Source organism: Dysgonomonas sp. UBA7710 (assembly GCF_002482385.1).
Taxonomy (GTDB): Bacteria; Bacteroidota; Bacteroidia; order Bacteroidales; family Dysgonomonadaceae; genus Dysgonomonas.
This window is the reverse complement of record NZ_DLFW01000024.1, coordinates 1-20675: the sequence shown is the minus strand read 5'-3', so window position 1 is coordinate 20675 and position 20675 is coordinate 1. Positions and strand designations below refer to the sequence as shown.

Annotated in this window: 11 protein-coding genes; 4 read left to right on the top strand and 7 right to left on the bottom strand. The window is 42.1% G+C overall.

The annotated features are described in order from the left end of the window. Positions 1 to 12: 12 nt before the first annotated feature. Positions 13 to 1068 carry a winged helix DNA-binding domain-containing protein gene (locus tag B3317_RS07915; protein WP_291110397.1) on the top strand — a complete coding sequence of 352 codons (1056 nt, stop codon included), beginning with the start codon at positions 13 to 15 and terminating at the stop codon, positions 1066 to 1068. Between the two features lie 4 nt (positions 1069 to 1072). Here B3317_RS07915 and B3317_RS07910 read toward each other — a convergent pair whose 3' ends face one another. The 6 genes from B3317_RS07910 to lepA form a co-directional block, all read right to left on the bottom strand. Beyond that, positions 1073 to 2032, bottom strand: a complete 960-nt coding sequence (locus B3317_RS07910) for a DUF3667 domain-containing protein (protein WP_291110395.1) — start codon at positions 2030 to 2032, stop codon at positions 1073 to 1075. A gap of 61 nt (positions 2033 to 2093) precedes the next feature. Beyond that, positions 2094 to 2846 (bottom strand): hypothetical protein, encoded by a 753-nt coding sequence (locus tag B3317_RS07905; protein ID WP_291110393.1) that lies wholly within the window; start codon positions 2844 to 2846, stop codon positions 2094 to 2096. 64 nt (positions 2847 to 2910) lie between these two features. Beyond that, positions 2911 to 4803 (bottom strand): biosynthetic arginine decarboxylase, encoded by a 1893-nt coding sequence (gene speA / locus B3317_RS07900; RefSeq protein WP_291110391.1) that lies wholly within the window; start codon positions 4801 to 4803, stop codon positions 2911 to 2913. A 21-nt stretch (positions 4804 to 4824) separates the two neighbouring features. Continuing rightward, the gene (locus B3317_RS07895; protein ID WP_291110389.1) at positions 4825 to 5289 is read right to left on the bottom strand and encodes a GyrI-like domain-containing protein; all 465 of its coding nucleotides are present in this window, start codon (positions 5287 to 5289) and stop codon (positions 4825 to 4827) included. Next, positions 5286 to 5792 carry a flavin reductase family protein gene (locus B3317_RS07890; RefSeq protein ID WP_291110387.1) on the bottom strand — a complete coding sequence of 169 codons (507 nt, stop codon included), beginning with the start codon at positions 5790 to 5792 and terminating at the stop codon, positions 5286 to 5288. The genes B3317_RS07895 and B3317_RS07890 overlap by 4 nt, the downstream gene beginning before the upstream one ends. A gap of 10 nt (positions 5793 to 5802) precedes the next feature. Further along, positions 5803 to 7590, bottom strand: a complete 1788-nt coding sequence (gene lepA, locus B3317_RS07885; protein WP_291110385.1) for a translation elongation factor 4 — start codon at positions 7588 to 7590, stop codon at positions 5803 to 5805. An 848-nt stretch (positions 7591 to 8438) separates the two neighbouring features. Between lepA and B3317_RS07880 the strand changes: the two genes are divergently transcribed. Then, positions 8439 to 9269: a Spy/CpxP family protein refolding chaperone gene (locus B3317_RS07880; RefSeq protein WP_291110383.1), complete on the top strand. Its 831-nt coding sequence runs from the start codon at positions 8439 to 8441 to the stop codon at positions 9267 to 9269. Positions 9270 to 9337: 68 nt separating this feature from the next. On the opposite strand, the gene B3317_RS07875 is transcribed toward B3317_RS07880, so the two are convergent. Next, a complete protein-coding gene (locus B3317_RS07875) occupies positions 9338 to 13318 on the bottom strand; it encodes a hybrid sensor histidine kinase/response regulator transcription factor (RefSeq protein WP_291110381.1) in 3981 nt (1326 codons plus the stop codon). A gap of 444 nt (positions 13319 to 13762) precedes the next feature. On the opposite strand from B3317_RS07875, the gene B3317_RS07870 reads away from it, so the two are divergent. Continuing rightward, positions 13763 to 17014, top strand: coding sequence for a S41 family peptidase (locus B3317_RS07870; RefSeq protein WP_291110379.1), 3252 nt, complete (start codon positions 13763 to 13765; stop codon positions 17012 to 17014). Between the two features lie 487 nt (positions 17015 to 17501). Next, positions 17502 to 20246, top strand: coding sequence for a hypothetical protein (locus B3317_RS07865; protein ID WP_291110377.1), 2745 nt, complete (start codon positions 17502 to 17504; stop codon positions 20244 to 20246). Positions 20247 to 20675 lie beyond the last annotated feature (429 nt).

The following is a 20675-nucleotide window of genomic DNA, read 5'->3' as shown; positions in this document are numbered from 1 at the left end:
AATAGGCAAACAATGAATATAGCGGATATCACTACTATGCGGCTTGCTAACCAGCAACTTGTTAAGACCAGATATAAAACTCCACGTGAAATAGTATCATGGATGGGCGCCATGCAGGCTCAGGATTTCAATATGGCAAAATGGGGTGTTGGAGTGCGGCTCCCCGGAATAACCGATAAGCAGGTGGAAAAAGCTGCGGATGACGGCGAACTTATCCGTACTCATATTTTACGTCCTACATGGCATTTTGTGTCACGCGATGATATACATTGGATGCTTCAATTAAGTGCACCCCGGGTAAAGTTGGCTATTCGTTCAAGTGATAGAGATTTGGAGCTTTCCGATGATTTGCTGAGGAAGACAAGCGCTATTATCCGTAAAGCATTGGAAAAAGAAAGTAACCTGACTCGTCAGGAACTTGGCACAATATTGAAAAAGGCGGATGTTGAGTGTGATAGCCGCCGTTTGAGTCATATTATGTATCATGCCGAATTAGACGGTTTGGTGTGTAATGGTGCGGTAAAAGATAAGAAACAGACATATGCCCTGCTGGAACAACGTGTGCCAAAGACTTCGAACTATAATGTCGATGAAACATTGTACCGTTTAGCATATAAGTATTTTCAGAGCCATGGTCCGGCAACAATACAGGATTTTATCTGGTGGTCGGGATTGACGGCTTCTGAAGCAAGAAGTGCTTTAGCATTGATAAAGCCGGATTTTATATTCGAAACGGCGGGTGAGCAAACGTATATATTTCATCAGTCTTCATTGGATTACAAGCACAAAGACCATGTTGTGCATTTCCTTCCGGCATTCGATGAATTACTGGTCAGTTATAAAGACAGGAAAGAAATTCTGGCTCTTATTCATCATAAAAAGGTGATAACAAGCAATGGTATATTCAAACCTGCTATTTTCTATAATGGAGAAATAATAGGTGTGTGGAAGAAAGTTCCCGGTAAGAACGGCGTATTATCCGAGACCGACTGTTTTTCACAACCTGACAGAGCTTTGAGCAAACTGATAAAAAAAGCATCGGATGACTTCGATGCTTATATGAAATAGGGTCTTAGTGGTGATGAACAAAAACCATATAGATTCCCAGAATAGCATACAGGGTGGTTATCAATATAATCATGAAGCTGTTTATCAGAACCAGAATTCCTGATTTCAGATTGGATATAAACCTGTTTTCGTCATAGAAACGGCGACATCCCCTGAAGAAATAGAACGTGATATAAAAGATCATAAATGTCCATAGCAGGCCTGTGGGCCATTCTGTACCTATCCAGTCAAAAAGGCAGGTGAAAATGTTGCAAATAGTAATAGATAACAATACTACAGAAAAGAAATGGAGGGTAAAGACACCACTATCGAAATAGAAGCGTTTTCTTTTATTATGAAACAACCACAGCCAGAAGGCAAATATAGGCATATAGATAAATAAAACCTTTGGCATATTGTGGATTAGAAATTCAATCGCCTCTTTGTTTTTTTGTTTATCCTTGGAGTTTTCTACTATTGCAAGCCCTGTTTTATACATTATGCCGTCAGGGGACAAGAACTGTTTTTCCTGAGGCAGAGCCTTGTATTTAGCATCTATTTTCTCTGCTGTAAGTTTACCTTGCGTATCGGTGGCGATAAGGCTGTCTCTCAGTTTCATTGCTTCATCCACTTCGGCTTCCACTAATATATTTTTATTGCTTTTGGAGGCATCCGGTAAAACAGATGGTATAAAAAACGTGATAAAGCTGATGAATATATAAAGGGTAAACGGATTGACATAAGATTTCCGTTTGCCGTTCATATATTCTATCGAAAGTTTTCCCGGGGACAGAAACAGGTACTTAACCGTTCTCCAGAAAGAACTGTCGTAATGAATAAAGTCGAATACGAAATGAGTAAACAGATGGTGAAAAGACTGGCGGCTTTCACTGTTCTCCTGCCCGCATTTAGGGCAATAATGAGTTTCTACAAAAGCTCCGCAGTTTAAACAAGTCTTCTTATGTCTGATTTTATGTTTACCCATATTCTATCCCAAAAAATAAGTAAGTAAAGGAATATCTGCCGGAAAGGTTGCAGCCCGTGTTTTATTTCTCTGTTGTTATCTCTACCGAAAACTCGTTTGTAGGTTTGGAAAAGATGGAGCCGCTATATTCAATTATGGCTGTTTTCCCATCTTGGGAGAATACAGCATCCGGATTGCTTATCTTTTCTATTTTCTTAGGAAAGTGATACTTAACGACCATCTTTCCTTTTTCTAAAAACATGCCGAACGGATTATTGCCTTTCAGTAGATTATCCATCTCACTTTCCGGCTCTATATCGTTATTTGGTTCTACCGTTCTTGTCATAACCGAACCATCCCATGTAAGTGACGTTAGGTTATATAGTTTATCAATAGAAAGGTTTTGGCTCAGGGCTTGTGCTTCATCATCTCTCGATTTAATCTTATCTTCCAGTTTTTTCATAGAAACGAAAGCCTTATTGAAAGCCCCGGCATCCTTGAAAGTGCCCGACAAGGAGATCCCAAGTTTCTTGTTTGCCACATCATTCTGCATTCTGATAGCTAACGGAGCAATATTTATCATGTCTTCTTTCATATCATCTGTGATATTCAGCGTATCTTTAATGATGTCGGACAGATAAATGACACTGTCTGCCGGTATTTTGTCAGCCATATTCATGTTCATATCCGATGTCATGGATAATATTTCACTGGCGTCGATAGACATATTATATTTTACACTTCCGTCTTCCTGAAAATATATATTTTCGTATACGGCACAGCCATTAAATAATACAGTAATGAGTAGTAAAAGAATTGATAAATATCTTTTCATAGTTTCGGTTTAAAAAACAATCCCCCTCCACATACTGATGGAGAGGGAATATAATAAAAATTGCTTATTCCAAATATGTGTATCCGTAGAGACCTGAGCGATAGTTGGACAGGAATTCCTTCCCTTCTTCCACTGTTATGGAACCTTGCTTCACACAGCTGGTAACCCATGTTTCCACCGTGCGTACAAGTTTCTTGGCATTGTACTGAGCATAGTCGAGGACTTCGGCCACAGTTTCGCCGTCTATCATTTGCTCTATCTTATAGCCTCCTTCGTCTACCGATATATGTACGGCATTGGTGTCGCCGAACAGATTATGAAGGTCTCCCAGTATTTCCTGATACGCACCTACAAGGAATACGCCCAGATAATACGGTTCGTTCTTTTTCTTTGTATGTACGGGCAGATAAGAAGACTGGTTGCCGTTAGAGATGAAATTATCGATCTTGCCGTCCGAGTCACAGGTTACATCCTGTAATGTGGCTGTACGTTCGGGCTTTTCATCCAGACGGTGAATAGGTATAATAGGAAATACCTGGTCTATCGCCCATGAATCGGGTAACGACTGGAATAAAGAGAAGTTACAGAAGTACTTATCCGGCAACAGTTTCGATAATTGCTTCAATTCTTCCGGCGCATGCTTCGACCGCCCTGCGATATGGAATATTTCGCGGGCAATGGAGAAGTATAAGCGTTCGACCTGCGCCCTTGTTTTCAGAGTAAGCAGTCCCAGACTGAATAAGTCCAGCGCCTCTTCACGGATTTGCTGGGCATCGTGCCATGCTTCCAGCATGCGTGACTGGCTGAGGTCGTCCCATATCTGGTAGAGTTCGCGAACCAGTTCGTGGTCATCGTCCGACAACTCTTCGTCTTCGTCCCATTCGGGCAAAGTAGCCGTTTCCAGAACTTCGAACACCAGTATAGAGTGATGTGCGGTAAGTGAACGTCCCGATTCGGTAATGATATTAGGGTGGGGGATATCGTTCTTGTTTGCGGCATCTACCATTGTGGCGATAGAGTCATTCACATACTCCTGTATGGAATAGTTGACGCTGCTTTCGTTGTATGATGAACGTGTGCCGTCATAGTCTACACCAAGTCCGCCACCGATATCTACAAATTCTACTTTGAAGCCCATTGAATGCAATTGCACATAGAATTGGGCGGCTTCTCGCAGAGCTGTCTTGATACGGCGGATTTTTGTGATCTGGCTACCGATATGGAAATGAATCAGGCGAAGGGATTCCTGCATATTATTTTTCTCAAGGTAGGCAAGAGCTTCAAGTAATTCACTCGAATTCAATCCGAATTTGCTGCCGTCACCTCCCGATTCTTCCCATTTGCCGCTGCCGGAACTGGCCAGTTTAATGCGGATGCCGATATTCGGCCTTATTTTTAATCGTTTGGCAACCTTGGTAATGAGAGTCAGTTCGTTCAGCTTTTCAACAACTATAAAGATGCGCTTGCCCATTTTCTGCGCCAACAGGGCCAGTTCAATATAGCTTTCGTCTTTATATCCGTTACATATAATCAGCGAGTCAGAGTCGGTATTGATGGCGATAACGGCATGGAGTTCCGGTTTAGAACCGGCTTCGAGGCCGATATTGAATTTTTTACCATGGCTGATAAGTTCCTCGACCACAGGGCGCATTTGATTTACCTTGATGGGATAGATGATATGGTTCTGCGCCTTGTATTCGTATTCTTCCGCAGCCAGCTTGAAACACGTCGATATCTTTTCAATCCTGTTATCCAGAATATCGGGAAAACGAATCAGTACGGGAGCCGATACATCGCGAAGTTGCAATTCGTCCATCAGTTCTTTTAAATCAACAGCCACTCCGTCTTTACGAGGAGTTACGACAACGTTACCTTTCTCGTTGACAGAAAAGTAATTAATTCCCCATCCCGGGATGTTATACAGCTCGGATGAGTCTTCGATGCGCCATTTTCTCATTCTTTCTTGTAAAGTGATAAATTATTTAATGGATAAAAATGTGGTGATTTTAGCATTGGCAGGATCTTTTGCTTCCTTACCATATACGTCAAAATCAGCCAGGTATCGTCTGTCTATATCCGATTGCCAGATGTGTGCCCATGTTTTACCAACGGCATATGGCAACTCACCTTCGGATATATATTTATAATATTTGCAGGAAGGTATCTCTTTGATAGTCAGGCTCAGGTTGGTAGGGATGCTTCCGGCGTCCGCGACCTTATAGCCCAGTACAGTGGTGTATTCACCTGTATAATCACTCTCGTAATCGGTGTAGATACAATAGATATCATCCGATACCTTCGGCATCGACTCCAAATAGCCGTTTCTCAGGAATATTTCCCACAATTTGGCGATATCATCCTGTGACTTGTAATCCTGATTGGTAGTCCTTACGGAGATGCCAACAACAGAGAATTTATCTAAGACTACTTCCTCTTGTTTCATTTTTCCAAAACTTTAGTTATTTCGGCAATATATAAATAATGGAAATCTTTTTCGGGATACCATCTGTCTATTATCTTTTTATCAAGGAAAGCCGCTTCTTCGATACGCTGTACGAAAAGTTTCTTTGCAAAGATTACCTTTTCTGCTTCTTCGAAGTAAGGTACTTCATTGTCCATAACAACGGATAGTCCTGCTTTTGCTATTTTGTCCTCATCTCTTCCCGATGCTTTTCCCAGATAAGCAAGAGCTTTTTTATAGCTGTCGTCGAAGAATGTCAGCGACAATGATTCTGAACTCTCTATGAATTCCCTTGTAAAACGCTGAGGACGTATAACAACAAAAACCACTTCTTTGTTCCACATGATGCCGAAACTGCCCCAACTGGCAGTCATTGTATTTACCGAACCATCGGGTTTGGCAGCGGAAATCAGCATCCATTTGTCTTTTATTTCAAATGGGTTTGGGGAGAAGTCTTTTATGTTTATTTCTTTGAAATCACTCATTATTATGCTCTTAATCCAGTTTTAATACTGCAAGGAATGCCTTCTGAGGCACTTCCACATTACCCACCTGCTTCATGCGTTTCTTACCTTCTTTCTGTTTCTCCAGCAATTTACGCTTACGGGAAATATCACCGCCATAACATTTGGCAGTTACATCCTTACGAACGGCCTTTATTGTCTCACGGGCTATAATCTTAGCGCCGATAGCCGCCTGTATGGCAATGTCGAATTGCTGGCGGGGAATCAGTTCTTTCAGTTTTTCGCACATGCGGCGTCCGAACGTTACGGCGTTATCCACATGAGTAAGTGTAGATAAGGCATCCACCGATTCGCCGTTAAGCAGGATATCCAGTTTGGCAAGTTTCGCTTCGCGGTAATCATGCATATGATAGTCGAACGAAGCATAGCCTTTCGATATGCTTTTCAGTTTATCATAGAAGTCGATTACAATTTCGCCCAGAGGTATATCGTAAGTGATTTCCACACGGTCGCCCGATATGTAATCCTGTTTCAGTAAGATACCACGTTTACCGAGGCACAATGTCATAATAGGGCCTATATAAGTCGTGTTTGTAATTACGGAGGCGCGTATATAAGGCTCTTCTATATAGTCGATCAATGTCTGGTCGGGCAATCCTGCCGGATTGTGCACCTCTTTCGTATTTCCTTTTTTATCGTGTACAATGTAGGATACGTTCGGCACGGTGGTTATTACATCCATATTGAATTCCCTGTCAAGACGCTCCTGTATGATTTCCATATGCAGCAGCCCGAGGAATCCGCAACGGAAGCCAAAGCCGAGAGCAACCGATGATTCAGGCTGGAAAGTAAGGGAGGCATCATTCAACTGAAGTTTTTCGAGTGAAGCGCGCAAATCTTCAAAGTCTTCACTTTCGATGGGATATACTCCGGCAAATACCATCGGCTTCACTTCTTCGAATCCGTCGATAGCCTCTTTACACGGGTTCTTGACATGAGTAATGGTATCACCCACTTTTACCTCTTTCGATGTTTTAATACCGGATATGATATAGCCGACGTCTCCGCATGTCACTTCATTGCGGGGCGACATTTCCAGTTTCAGGACTCCGACTTCATCAGCGTCGTATTCTTTGCCGGTGGCGAAGAATTTAACCAAATCTCCTTTACGGATTGTACCGTTTACCACTTTAAAATATGCGATAATACCACGGAAAGAGTTGAATACCGAGTCGAAGATCAGGGCCTGCAACGGCGCTTCCGGATCTCCTTTCGGCGCAGGAATACGTTCGATGATGGCATCGATTATATCATATACCCCTTCTCCGGTTTTTCCGCTGGCACGGATTATTTCTTCACGCTTTACGCCAAGTAATTCTATAATCTGGTCTTCCACCTCGTCCGGCATTGCGCTGGGCAGGTCTATTTTATTCAGAATCGGTATAATCTCCAGATCATTTTCTATAGCCATGTACAGGTTGGAAATGGTCTGCGCCTGTATGCCCTGTGCGGCATCTACGATAAGCAACGCACCTTCGCAAGCCGCTATGGAACGCGATACTTCGTATGAAAAGTCGACGTGTCCGGGAGTATCTATCAGGTTGAGGATATATTTTTCGTCTTTATATGTGTATTCCATCTGGATGGCATGGCTTTTGATCGTGATACCGCGTTCACGTTCCAAATCCATATTGTCGAGTACCTGCGCCTGCATATCTTTTCCCTCGACAGTGCGAGTGTATTCCAGAAGCCTGTCCGCAAGCGTACTCTTACCATGGTCGATATGTGCTATAATGCAAAAATTCCGTATTTTATTCATCTATATAATTTGATTCTTTTTAATCCTCTTCAAACCGGGATAGAAACACTATCCCAAATTAGAGTGCAAATATACAAAAGAAATATCAACTTTTAATTATCGGACATTGCAAGCTTAGGGTAAATGCATGAAATTTAATCTTTTTGAAAAAACTTTATCTATGTATATAGCTGATAGTCTTTAGCCGGCTGAAAGTTATATGAGATACGAGATGCAAGTTGTTGACTGATGACTGATAACTGTTGACTGTAAATAGTGTTACTTTTGTTACCTTTTGGGGCAGGGCTGTTAAGTTCTGATTTCTTATACCCTCTGTGTCATGTTGAACGAAGTGAATTGAATTGAAAATCGACGGAGTCAAAATCGCCGAAGCGAAGGCGAGGCAAACATCTCGTTTTTCAGGGTCGAGATCCTTCGTTACACTCAGGATGACAGCAGAAAATAACAGAACACAGTGGAGAACTTAACAGCCCTGCCTTTTGGGGAAGATACGAGTAGACAAGATACGAGTTGTTAACTGCTAACTGCTTACTGAAAAACTGTCAGAAGTGTCAGGTTTTAACATTATATAGTTAATGAATGCAAAAATATAACAGGTGAAAATAAAAAATGATGACACTGAGATACAGCGGGAGAAATCCTGTGAGACCAAAAAAAATAACAAGTGAAAAAACAGGAAAAAGTGTAAACTTTGTAAAGTTTTTAAACTCCTAAACTCCCCAAAGTCCTGTCTGCAAGGAGAGTATAATATGTATTCAAAATGTGATGAAAAGTTAAATAATAAGTATAAATTAAACCCCGGCTTTCTAATTGTATCTAAGCACTATAAAACATTTAAAATAAAGATTATGAAAAGATTACTTTTATCATTGGCTATAATAGCATCTATTTCCCTTACAGCATCGGTTAGTGCGCAGGGAGAAAAAAAAGACGGGAAACGTAGGGCGGATTTTCAGAAAGAATTGAATCTGACTGCAGAACAGAAAGCAAAAGTGGAATCTACCAATAAAGACTTTAAGGCTAAAATGGCAGAGCTAAAAGCTAAGTCCGATTTGTCGAAAGAGGATAAGCAGGCAAAAGCAAAGGAATTGAGGGCACAACATCAAACGGCAGTAAATAATATACTGACTCCCGACCAACAGACCAAAATGAAAGAACTCATAGCTAAGAGAGGAAACAGAGACATGAAAAAAGGAGGCAAGGAGTTGAGCATGCGTGGCAAAAAAGATGGACGCAACAAGGACATGAGAGCAGACAGAAGAGTCAACCGCATGAAGGATCTAAATCTGACAGACGATCAGAAACAAAAAATCAAAGCATTGAATGAAGACTTTAAGACAAAGTCGAGAGAACTGGCTAAACAACATCGTGAGGAATTGAATAAAGTATATACTCCCGAACAGCAAAGCAAACTGAAGGAATTCAGAAAAGATTTTAATAAAGACCGTCGTTTTGCATTTAATGGAAGGAGAGGGATGGCCAAACTTGATGAAGCAAGCAAGACTAAATTGAAGTCATTACGTGAAAACTTTGAAAAAGAGAAGAAAGCTGTAGAGTTGAGCCGTATTGCTCCTGATGCCCAGAAACAAAAAATTGCCGATTTACGTCAGAATTTCCGAAAGGAAAAGCAGGAGATAATCAAAGAAGCGCGTAAAGCTCAAAATAGCAAACCGGCATAACATTATATATTTTTAAGAAGGCTGTCATCAAAAGTAGGACAGCCTTTATTTTTATATTTATGGAGATTCTACTGTCTGCTTTGCTTTTCAAACTCTTTTGGAGTCATACCATATTGATTCTGAAATAATTTGATAAAATAGGATGGAGAGTTTATTCCAATAAGATAACAAATTTCATTTATTCTGTATTTCCCTTCCTGAATCAGTTGAGCTGCTTTTTGTAAGCGGACCAGCCGGATAAAATCGGTAGGAGTAGTATCTATCGTCGCTTTGATTTTCCGGTGGAGGCTCGAGCGGCTCATATGGATACGGTCGGCTAAGCCTTCAACATTGAAATCGGCATCTGTTATATTATCATTAATGATTTCTATCACTTTATTCAGGAATTCTTCATCGGCCTTATTCATGTTTGATTGGTGAATAGGCAGGAATGGCTTTTTCAGGAATAGCTCTATCTCCCGCTTCCTGTTGTTCATCAGGGAAGTCAACAGAGTTTGCAGGTATTGGAATGAAAATGGTTTCTCTACATAGGCGTCGGCACCTATTTCAAGACCTTTGATTTTGCTTTGCAGGTCGTTCTTAGCCGTAAGCAGAATGACAATTATATGGCTGTATTCTATATCGGATTTTATAAATTCGCATAACCCGAATCCGTCCATTTCCGGCATCATTACGTCGCTGATTACAATGTCGATACTTTTTACCTTTAATATCTTTTGAGCTTCCACCCCGTTTTTCGCCCGTTCCACAATGTATTGTTCATCCAGTTTATCGGCAATGAAATTGAGCATATCCGTATTGTCTTCAACAACTAAGACCGATTCTACATATCTTTTCCTGGTCGCGGTTGTTTCATGCTCTATAATATAGTCTGATTGAGATTCCGGTTCCGGAGGTAATTTGTCTTCTATCCCGGATTTCTGATGCAGAGGTATTTTTAATATAAATGTATTCATTCCCGATTGCGAACTATAGAATAAATACCCATCATGAAGCTCTGCCAGAGAGCGTGCAAGAGAGAGACCGATTCCGGAGCCGGAGGTTTCACGGAAAATAGTTTTTAGTTGGAAGAACGGTTCAAATATCTTCTCTTTTAATTCTTCAGGAATTAACGTTCCGTCATTTGATATCTGAAAAGTGAAATATGTTTTGTCACTGGAGAGGGAAATATCTATTGATGAGTCTGAATACTTGAAAGCATTTGACAATAGATTGGTTAATATTTTAGTTAATCCTTCTCTGTCTACCGATGCAAAAACAGGGTTATTGTCCGATAGTTGTATGTTGATCGATTTTTTAGCTGAAGAAAATTGTTCATCAAAGCGAGACAGTATTTCGTTTAATAACAAGGTTATATCTGTATTTCTGAAACTCAGCAGGAACTTATTGCTATCTACTTTTCTAAAATCCAGTAATTGATTGATAAGGTTGAGTAATTGCTTGGTGTTCTGCTCGATAATTGTAAGGTTTCGTTTAACTGATTCATTCGGAATGTCCATTTCTATAATAGATTCCAGAGGGCCGTTGATGAGAGTGACAGGAGTTCGTATCTCATGGGCTATATCAGTGAAAAAATCGACTTTGGCTTCATAAAGTTCCCTTTCTTTTTCTATTTCAAACAGCTTCTGCTTTTCGTTATTTCTTTTCTGATATTTCTTCAGAGAAAATCTCATGGAAAAATATAACAAGGTTATGAATAGTATGAAATATACGAGATAGGCAATATTTGAGGCCCACCACGGTGGTAGTATCACAATTTCCAGTGAAGCACCTTCTTCATTCCACAGGCCGTCGTTGTTTGTACCTTTGACTTTGAATATATATTTACCCGGAGGAAGTTTGGCGTAAGATGCGCTGTGATTATTCTTAGTATAAATCCATTCTGTATCTATATTCTCCATTTTGTATGCATACATATTGGCTTGGGGCGCAGTATAACTGAGCGATACGAAGTCGAGGATGATATTGGACTGGTTGTATGATAATTCTACCTTATCGGTATATAAAATGCTCTTTTTCAGCGGTGAACCTTTCATGTTAGAGTCTACTTCCTTATTGAATACCGAGAGCTTGGTAATATATACGGGAGGAATAAAATTGTTTGTTTTAAATTCTTCCGGCTTGAATGCGATCATTCCCTCCATACATCCAAAGTAGAGTTTACCCGAATTACTTACCAGCCCCGACTTATAATTGAACTGGTTGGATAATAATCCCTCATTCTGGGTGAAGATTCTTATTTCCTTCGTTTCAGGATTAAAGCATACCAGCCCCGAATTAGTTCCAAACCAGAGGTTATAATGCTTGTCTTCCAATATTTTATATGCAACGTCGTCGGGTAATCCTTCTTTTATCGAGTAAGATGTAAATCTTTTGTCTTTCTTATTGTAGACACAGATACCACCCCGGTCGGTAGAAAACCAGATTTGGCCCAAATGATCTTCAGTTATGCTGCTTACCGAATTGGAACTTAATTTGTTCTCTCCTTCTGCTTTGTGACGGATAATAATATCTTGTTTTGGGTCATATTGGAAAACCCCGTTACCCATTGTAGCGATCCATATATAGCCATCCGAATCCTCCATAATGTCGTATATGTAGCAGAGGCCAAAATCCGTCATATGCCTGAATTTCATACTTCCCTTGTCAGCAACAAATACGCCCCAGGCATTGCCCAGCCATATTCTGCCATTGCGGTCTTCACACAGGGCGTATATACTTTCTTCATTCAGTCCCATATCGAGGTGGGAGTAATGTTGTACATTATTTGACGGGCGGTGGATTATATCCAGTCCGTTTTTAAAGAAACCAACCCATGTTCTTGATTCCTGAACCAATAAAGCCAGGGTCTTATTGTAAGAAAGATTATTTACCGGTCTGAATTTTTGTATTTCCGGATTGAATATGGAGACGCCTGCATCTTCAGTCCCTATCCATATAGTTCCGTTTTTATCTTCTTTTATTTCCCGTATCCGTTTCGAGTTGAGAGAGCCGGATTCGCTGGTAGGGAAATATTTCTCGAATTTATTATTCCTGTTCGGAAGATAATTCACTCCGCCGAAGTTAGTTCCTACCCATATGCCACCCTCCTTGTCCTTATATATCTTTTCCACTATATTGTCGGAAAGGGAATGGCTGTTCAGAGGATCTTCTTTCACATGGTCTACAGTTTGCAGTTTTTCGTTGATAATGTATAGGCCGGCTTGTGTACCTACCCATATTTCCCCGTCATTGATCGTGGTCACATGCCTGATTATTTTATAGTTCACGTCGGGTATATTCATATCTTTCAGTACGTTCCGGCGTTTGTCGAGTTTTAATAACTTTTCTTCGTGTATACCGATAATAATATCATCATTATCATGGCAAATCGTATATATGTTTTTCCCGGCAAGGGTTACATTATTAACTCCATTACCCAGATACTGGGTAAAAGTATCATCGGAATCATTATATAGAAATACCCCGGACCCGTTAGAACCGATCCATACTCTTCCGTTTTTTTCTATGGCAATACATTGCGGATTGCTTATGCTGGGCTTAAATTCTTTCACAACCGTATACAAATATAATTTTCCGGTGGTGAGTTCATATCTGAATACACCCTGATTGGGTACTACGATCCAGATATTATTATTCTGATCCTGCTGTATGTCTGCGACCCATTCATCGATACCTGCTCCCTGTGGTGTTGTTAAATCAAAAGAATTGAACCTTTCTGTTACAGGATCGAATATGAAGACACCCTTATCTGTTCCCAGCCATAGTTTTCTGTCCTGGCTTTCAAATATTGCACTGATATTATTATTCCCTTTTTTAGTTATATGATCATAGCAGTTATATACTTTAATGGAAACTCCGTCGTAACGGTTGAGACGGTTCCGTGTGCCAAACCACATAAATCCGTGACTATCCTGATAAATGGATTTTACATTGTTTTGGGATAACCCCGTATTACCGTCGATTATAGAGAAGTAATAATCGCTTGCAGATATATTTATTGTGAAAGAAAGGAATATAAATATTGTAGCTAAGACTAAATTTTTCATGGGATAATATATGTAAAAGAAAGTATTTAATGGCACATTATTTAACCGTAACCGGGTGTTTTTATTACAGATACTAAAGAGAAAGACAGGTCTGCGACCAGAATAACAGATATTGTATTTGTAGCAAATGTACATATTCTAAAAATTACAACCGTTGCAATAAATATAACAAATGTCCGATTTTGGGTAAAAATGCTTTACTCCGAAAAAATGTCTTTCTTAGAGACTCTTTTTATTTTTATCCTATCACGAACAAATTTTTGTAACATTTTCATTTTTCTTTCGTCATATAGCTATATACTAGCTATATTTGATACGTTAAAATATAGGATATTCAGGTTTGGTGTTCTTTTTATTTTGTTTCAATACTATGATAATATCTATTGGACATAGTGGACCGCTACAATATTAAATGCTTATTATTACTTATTTAATTAAAATATTATGAGAAAACTTTTATTCATTGCTTTTTTCCTCTTTTTCATAGTTGGACTGAAAGCGCAGGAGACTCCTTTGTGGCTACGGTATTGCGCTATATCGCCCGATGGTAATCATATTGCGTTTTGTTATAAGGGAGATATCTATAAAGTACCTGTTACCGGAGGTCGTGCCATGCAGATTACAACTCATCCCGGATACGATACCCGCCCAGTATGGTCGCCAGATAGTAAAAGTATTGCCTTTGCTTCCGACAGGGAGGGCAGTCTTGATGTGTACCTCGTGCCGGCCGAAGGGGGTGCGCCCAAGCGTCTGACTACACACTCCGCGGGTGAATACCCCGTCGCTTTCCGCGATAATGACCGATTGCTTTATTCGGCCAGTATCATACAGGATGTGAAAGACGGAGAGTTTCCGTCAGGACTTTTTGCCCAGATTTATGAGATTAGCACGTCGGGAGGGCGTCCGTCTCTATTCTCATCACTGACAATGGAAGATTTATCTATAGACCCCAGCGGGACAAAGATTCTTTACCATGACAGGAAAGGATACGAAGACCCGTGGCGTAAACATCACCAATCGTCTATAACACGCGATTTGTGGTTATGCGATTTGAGTGGTGAGAGAACATATAAGAAACTGACTACTTTCAGGGGAGAAGACCGTAATCCGGTTTGGGCTGCGGACGGACAAAACTTTTATTACCTGAGTGAGCAAAGCGGCTCGTTTAATATTTATAAAAGCGGTTTGAACGTATCTGCACCGGCAAAACTTACGAGTCTGGAGAAACATCCGGTACGCTTTCTTTCATCAAGTAAGCAGGGAAAGCTTTGTTTCTCGTATGATGGTGAAATATATACGATGAATGAGGGACAACAGCCTCAAAAGGTGAACATTCAGATTGCTACCGATAACCAGGAAAATAAATTGAAATATATCAATTTCTCTACGGGAGCAAGAGAAATGGCAGTTTCTCCGAGTGGAAAGGAAGTTGCCTTTGTGATACGCGGCGACGTATTTGTTGCTTCAGTAGAATATGGTACAACAAGACGAATAACCAATACACCCGAACAGGAACGCAATGTATCTTTTAGTCCGGACGGACGTTCAGTGCTGTATGCTGCCGAGCGAAACGGATTGTGGAATGTATATCAGTCTACACTCACACACAAAGAAGACGAATCGTTTGTTTATGCAAAGGATTTTAAAGAAGAACAACTGACAAATTCCACTTTGGCCTCTTTTCAGCCATTATATTCGCCAGATGGAAAGGAGATAGCATATCTCGAAGATCGCACGACTTTGCGGGTGTTAAATCTGGCCAGTAAAGAAATACGCACAGTACTGGATGGTAAGTTCAATTATTCGTACGCCGATGGAGACCAGTGGTTCAGGTGGGCACCGGACAGTAAATGGCTTTTGACCCAGTATATAGGTATAGGAGGCTGGAACAGTACGGATGCCGCTTTGGTGAAAGCGGACGGCAGCGGAGAGCTTACCAATCTGACAGAGAGCGGCTATAGTGATGCTAATCCACGCTTTGTGCAGGACGGAAAGGCTATGATTTGGTTCTCAGACAGGGCTGGATATCGCAGTCATGGCAGTTGGGGTGCATACATGGATGCATATATTATGTTCTTCGACGGGGAAGCATATGACAAGTTCAGGATGAGCAAAGAAGAACTTGCTTTGCAAGAAGAGTTGGAAAAGAAAGATAAGAAAAAAGAAGAGGGAAAAGATAAGGATAAGAAAGACAGCAAGGGAAAGAAGGATGATAAAAAGGATGACAAGAAAGATAAAGAAGTCAAACCTCTGAAATTCAATCTGGATAACAGACGGGACTGGGTTATCCGCCTGACGCCGAATTCTTCGTCTCTGGCAGATGCCATGCTCAATAAAAAAGGCGATAAGCTTTATTACCTGACCCGATTCGAAAAAGGCTATGATCTGTGGGTTTATGACCTGAAAGATAAATCTTCGAAGATATTGGTAAAAGAAGCAGGAGCCGGCGAACTGAACACAGACAGCATCGGAAAGAATATCCTGTTGCTGGGAGGCGGCCAGTTGAAGAAAATAGATATGGAAAACGGAACCGTGACTCCTATTAAAATCAACGCGCAGTTTGAATATCAGCCCGAAGAGGAACGCAGCTATATTTTCAACCATGCATGGAAGCAGGTCAAAGACAAGTTTTATGTAACAGATCTTCATGGTGTGGATTGGGATGGATATAAAGCTGCTTATGAACGTTTTCTTCCTCATATCAATAATAATAATGATTTTGCTGAAATGTTGTCGGAAATGCTGGGAGAACTAAATGGGTCTCATACCGGGGCACGAAGTTCCGGACAGGGTTCTCCGATGCCTACGGCTTCTCTGGGGGCATTCTTCGATGAAGCCTATCTTGGAGATGGTATCAAGATTAAGGAAATCATTAATCAGGGACCGTTAACCAATGCGAATACGAAAATAGGAGAGGGGACAATTATATTGAAGATAGACGGCAAGCCGATAGTGAAGGGACAGGATTATTATCCTTTGCTGGTAGGAAAAGCCGGAAAAAAGGTGCTGCTTACATTTAAAACATCCGAATCGGGTAGTGAGATAGAAGAATGGGTAAAACCTGTTTCGTACGGGGAACAAAACAACCTGCTCTATAAGCGGTGGGTAGAACAACGCCGCCAGATGGTAGATAAACTATCGAACGGAAGAATCGGTTATGTACATGTGCGTGGCATGAATAGCGACAGTTTCAGGGAAGTATATTCTGAATTACTGGGCCGCTGTCGCAACAAAGATGCCGTAGTGATAGATACACGGCATAACGGGGGCGGCTGGTTGCACGACGATCTGGTTACTCTCCTCAGTGGAAAAGAATATCAGCGTTTCGAGCCTCGCGGGCAATATATAGGCAGTGATCCGTATAATAAATGGACTAAACCGTCAGCCGTATTGATGTGTGAAGATAATTATTCGAATGCTCACGGATTCCCGTGGCTGTATAAAGAACTGAAAGTAGGTAAACTGATAGGAACGCCTGTTCCCGGAACGATGACCGCAGTATGGTGGGAATCGCAGATCGATCCGGGTATTGTTTTCGGTATTCCGCAGGTAGCAGTGAAAGATATGCGCGGGCAATATCTGGAAAATCAGGAATTGCAGCCGGATATTGAAATATATAATGATCCTGCTTCCACTTTACAGGGAAAGGACAGCCAATTGGAAAAAGCTGTGGAAGTATTATTACAGGGAAAATAAGGAATAAATACTATACATTATAATTACAGAGTTGCAAGTGAGAATTTGTGACTCTGTTTTTTTGTATCTGCTTATTGGTGCTAATCAGTCGTTAAAGCGATTATTGTAGTATAAAATTGTTCTATTTTTTCTACTACGCGCAATCCCCCGCTCGCGCAGACGTCCCGTCTGTGTGTTGCGTAGCAAACATTTTGCCCTGTCAACAAGACTCGTAACTGGAAGTCCGCGCCAGCGGGGGTTGACCGTTGGTTGTCAAATTTTGATAAAAAAACGGTGATAAATCACTATTTATATACAGTGCATTTTAATATACTTTTGCCGGGTAAAATAATAATTGTATCTAATCATTTTTTCCCTAAGAAAAAGAAAGTTCCGTTTTTAGGGATTTGCAATATGGTTTTATAGTTTTTATTTACCACATATTCAATATGTGATGTATTCTGTTTCTTCATTGCAAAGACCTATGAAACTAACATACTAATAGATTATGAACATTAAAAGAACTTTACAACTATTAACAATCACAGGCGCTTTATGCCTTACGACTTCGCAACTGCACGGGCAGGTGACGATAGGCGCGGGGCTTGAGCCTGTTAAAGGGGCTTTATTGGACCTGAAAGAAAAAGATTCTAACGGAGACGTAACCGCGACCAAAGGGTTGAATCTGCCCCGGGTAAATCTGACCGTCCTGACAAAGCTTACGGGAGGCCCGTCCGGTAGTCCTGTAATAACTGATGTAACCGATGCAGAACCGGATAAATCTACTCACATAGGACTGACTGTTTACAATGTGGGCTATTGCCCCGGTGTATATGTCTGGACGGGTACGGAGTGGATAAAGTTGGGAGAACCCTGCGCGCCGGTTTCTCCTCCTTCTGCCCCTGTGAACGGCAGTTTCTGCGGGCCATCAGGTACGGCCAACCTGTCGGTGACAGCAGGCACAGACGAAACTGCGGACTGGTATGCCAACGCTACAGGTGGCTCACCATTGCCAAACGGTACGGGAACGACAACCTTTACCACACCTACAGTATCATCTACTACTATTTACTATGCGGAAACACGTAATACTATTACCGGCGCGAAGTCTCCCACACGTACACCCGTAACGGCCACATTGGTTGCTCCGGCTACACTAATCAGGGATACCGGCAAAGGCAATGCCAGCCAAACCATCATTGCCGGGAACAGCATAACTCCTATTGTTTACACCTATGGCGGAGGTGCGACCGGAGTAATGGTCACAGGCCTGATGCCTGCTAACTATACAATTGATGCAACTGCCAATACTGTAACCATCTACGGACAGATCGCTTCCACCACCATCTATATGGTGACCGCCACGGCGATATCGCCTTGCTCTGATGTACAAATGTCGGGTGTGCTCGATCACCTTCCTGCGCCACCTAAATTATTTGGAGACGCCGACTTCTGCGGGCCATCGGGTACGGCCAACCTGTCGGTGACAGTAGGTCCGGGCGAAACCGCGGACTGGTATGCCAACCCTGCAGGTGGCTCACCATTGGCAAACGGTACGACAACATTCACTACCCCAACAATAAACGCGACCACCACTTACTATGCGGAAGCACGCAACACAACTACGAATATAAGATCGGCTACACGTACGGCGGTGACGGCCACATTGCTTGCTCCGGCTACACTAATCAGGGATACCGGCAAAGGCGATGCCAGTCAAACCATCGCTTTGGGGAGCAGCATAACACCTATTGTTTATACCTATGGCGGAAGTGCTACCGGAGCAACGGTCACAGGTCTGACGCCTGCTAACTATACAATTAATACAACCGCCAAGACTGTAACCATCAACGGACAGATAGCTTCCACCACCGGCTATACGGTGATCGCCACGGCGACATCGCCTTGCTCTAATGTACGAACGTCGGGTACGATCACAGTTAATAACCTTCCTGCGGCACCTAAATCAGGTGCAGACGTCGATTTCTGCGGGCCATCGGGTACGGCCAACCTGTCGGTGACAGTAGGCCCGGGCGAAACCGCGGACTGGTATGCCAACGCTACAGGTGGCTCACCATTGGCAAACGGTACAGGAAAGACAACATTCACTACCCCAACAATAAACGCGACCACCACTTACTATGCGGAAGCACGTAACACGACTACGAATATAACATCGCCCACACGTACGGCGGTGACGGCGAAAATCAAATCCGCAGCAGACTTTAGTGTCTCAATATCAACCAACAGTGAGGTGGTGGTCTATACAACCGGGCAAGACAATGATATAAGCAACGATAAATTTGTAGCAAATACCATTCCTACGCTCAGTGTTACAGGAACAGGGACAGGATTAACCTATAAGTGGCAGAGCAAGAAACTGGAAGACGCCGGTTATAGAGATATAAACGGAGCAACATCCGCCAGCTACACTCCGGGTAGTCCCGGAACCGGTCAGGCCGCCTATAACTATCTGGGGCTATACCAGTATCGGTGTATCGTTCGTGATGCTTCCGGCTGTGAGGCAACAACAGCAAATATTGAAGTAGCCTGGGGATGCGGCGCCAAAACAACCTCCGGCGCCTGGCTGAAATTCATGTGCCATAACTTAGGCGCTGACGAGAACCTCGATCCTTTTACATGGAAATCGAACGGCGATAATGTAGGCAATGATATTAAGGGTGACCTATACCAATGGGGCAGGCGGAAAGACGGGCACCAGCTTAGAGCCAGCGGAACGACAAGTACATTGGCAACGACAAATACACCCAACCATGCGTTTTATATAACTTCGACCAGTACTCCATATGACTGGCGTTCGGGCGGAGAAAACGTTACTCGCTGGGGAGATGGCACTCAAAACAGTATAATGCCGAAAGCGGCCAACGACCCGTGTCCTGCCGGATGGAAAGTGCCGAGCATGGGGCAATGGAATTCCGTCTCGGGTATATATTCCGGTACCGAAATAAGAGATAATGCCAGCAGGTTTCAAAATGGATACACAATCGCTCCTTCTTTATATTTGCCTGCCGCCGGCGGCCGGGATACCCGTGGTACTTTGAGCGTGGACAGTACTGGCCGCTACTGGACTAGTACTATATCTCAACCAAGCACAATCAACATACACAACCGATATGACATCTGCTCATATGGTATGACTTTCGGACACTTAAACCCTGAAAACTTCAGCATTACCCCATATTCCAATATGGATCGTTCACAGGGACGTTCAGTACGGTGTATAGCAGAATAAGAGGCGGATTGTGAAATCCGATTGGAGAGAAAAGGCCGGATAAATGTCCGGCTGATACCTGTGCAGGAATATTTAAATTTGACTACGAATTTGAATAACCAATAAATGTAAATAACATGGAGTATGGCAAAAGTATCTAATGCTATACTCCATGTTGTTTTTTTGCCTTCTGTCTGAGTATACGGGCTGGAAGTCCGTGTCTTAAAGATGTTTGCTACGCAACACACAGACGGGACGTCTGCACGAGCGGGGGGTAGTATAAAATTGTTCTATTATTTTCTGCTACACTTCGTTTCGCTTGAATGTTCATTTTGGCATTGCCCAAAACGAACCAAAAGGCTAGCGCTTCGTTCGACCTCACCCCCCGCCCTCTCCAAAGGGAGAGGGAGTCACAATCGGTTTGCCGGCTGAAAGTGACGAACGGGCTAT

Bases quoted from the DNA above. Each gene is read 5' to 3' on its own strand.
- B3317_RS07910 (WP_291110395.1), bottom strand. From the start codon at position 2,032: ATGGGTAAACATAAAATCAGACATAAGAAGACTTGTTTAAACTGCGGA.
- B3317_RS07895 (WP_291110389.1), bottom strand. From the start codon at position 5,289: ATGAAACAAGAGGAAGTAGTCTTAGATAAATTCTCTGTTGTTGGCATC.
- B3317_RS07890 (WP_291110387.1), bottom strand. From the start codon at position 5,792: ATGAGTGATTTCAAAGAAATAAACATAAAAGACTTCTCCCCAAACCCA.
- lepA (WP_291110385.1), bottom strand. From the start codon at position 7,590: ATGAATAAAATACGGAATTTTTGCATTATAGCACATATCGACCATGGT.
- B3317_RS07870 (WP_291110379.1), top strand. From the start codon at position 13,763: ATGAGAAAACTTTTATTCATTGCTTTTTTCCTCTTTTTCATAGTTGGA.
- speA (WP_291110391.1), bottom strand. From the start codon at position 4,803: ATGAGAAAATGGCGCATCGAAGACTCATCCGAGCTGTATAACATCCCG.
- B3317_RS07915 (WP_291110397.1), top strand. From the start codon at position 13: ATGAATATAGCGGATATCACTACTATGCGGCTTGCTAACCAGCAACTT.
- B3317_RS07875 (WP_291110381.1), bottom strand. From the start codon at position 13,318: ATGAAAAATTTAGTCTTAGCTACAATATTTATATTCCTTTCTTTCACA.
- B3317_RS07880 (WP_291110383.1), top strand. From the start codon at position 8,439: ATGAAAAGATTACTTTTATCATTGGCTATAATAGCATCTATTTCCCTT.
- B3317_RS07905 (WP_291110393.1), bottom strand. From the start codon at position 2,846: ATGAAAAGATATTTATCAATTCTTTTACTACTCATTACTGTATTATTT.
- B3317_RS07865 (WP_291110377.1), top strand. From the start codon at position 17,502: ATGAACATTAAAAGAACTTTACAACTATTAACAATCACAGGCGCTTTA.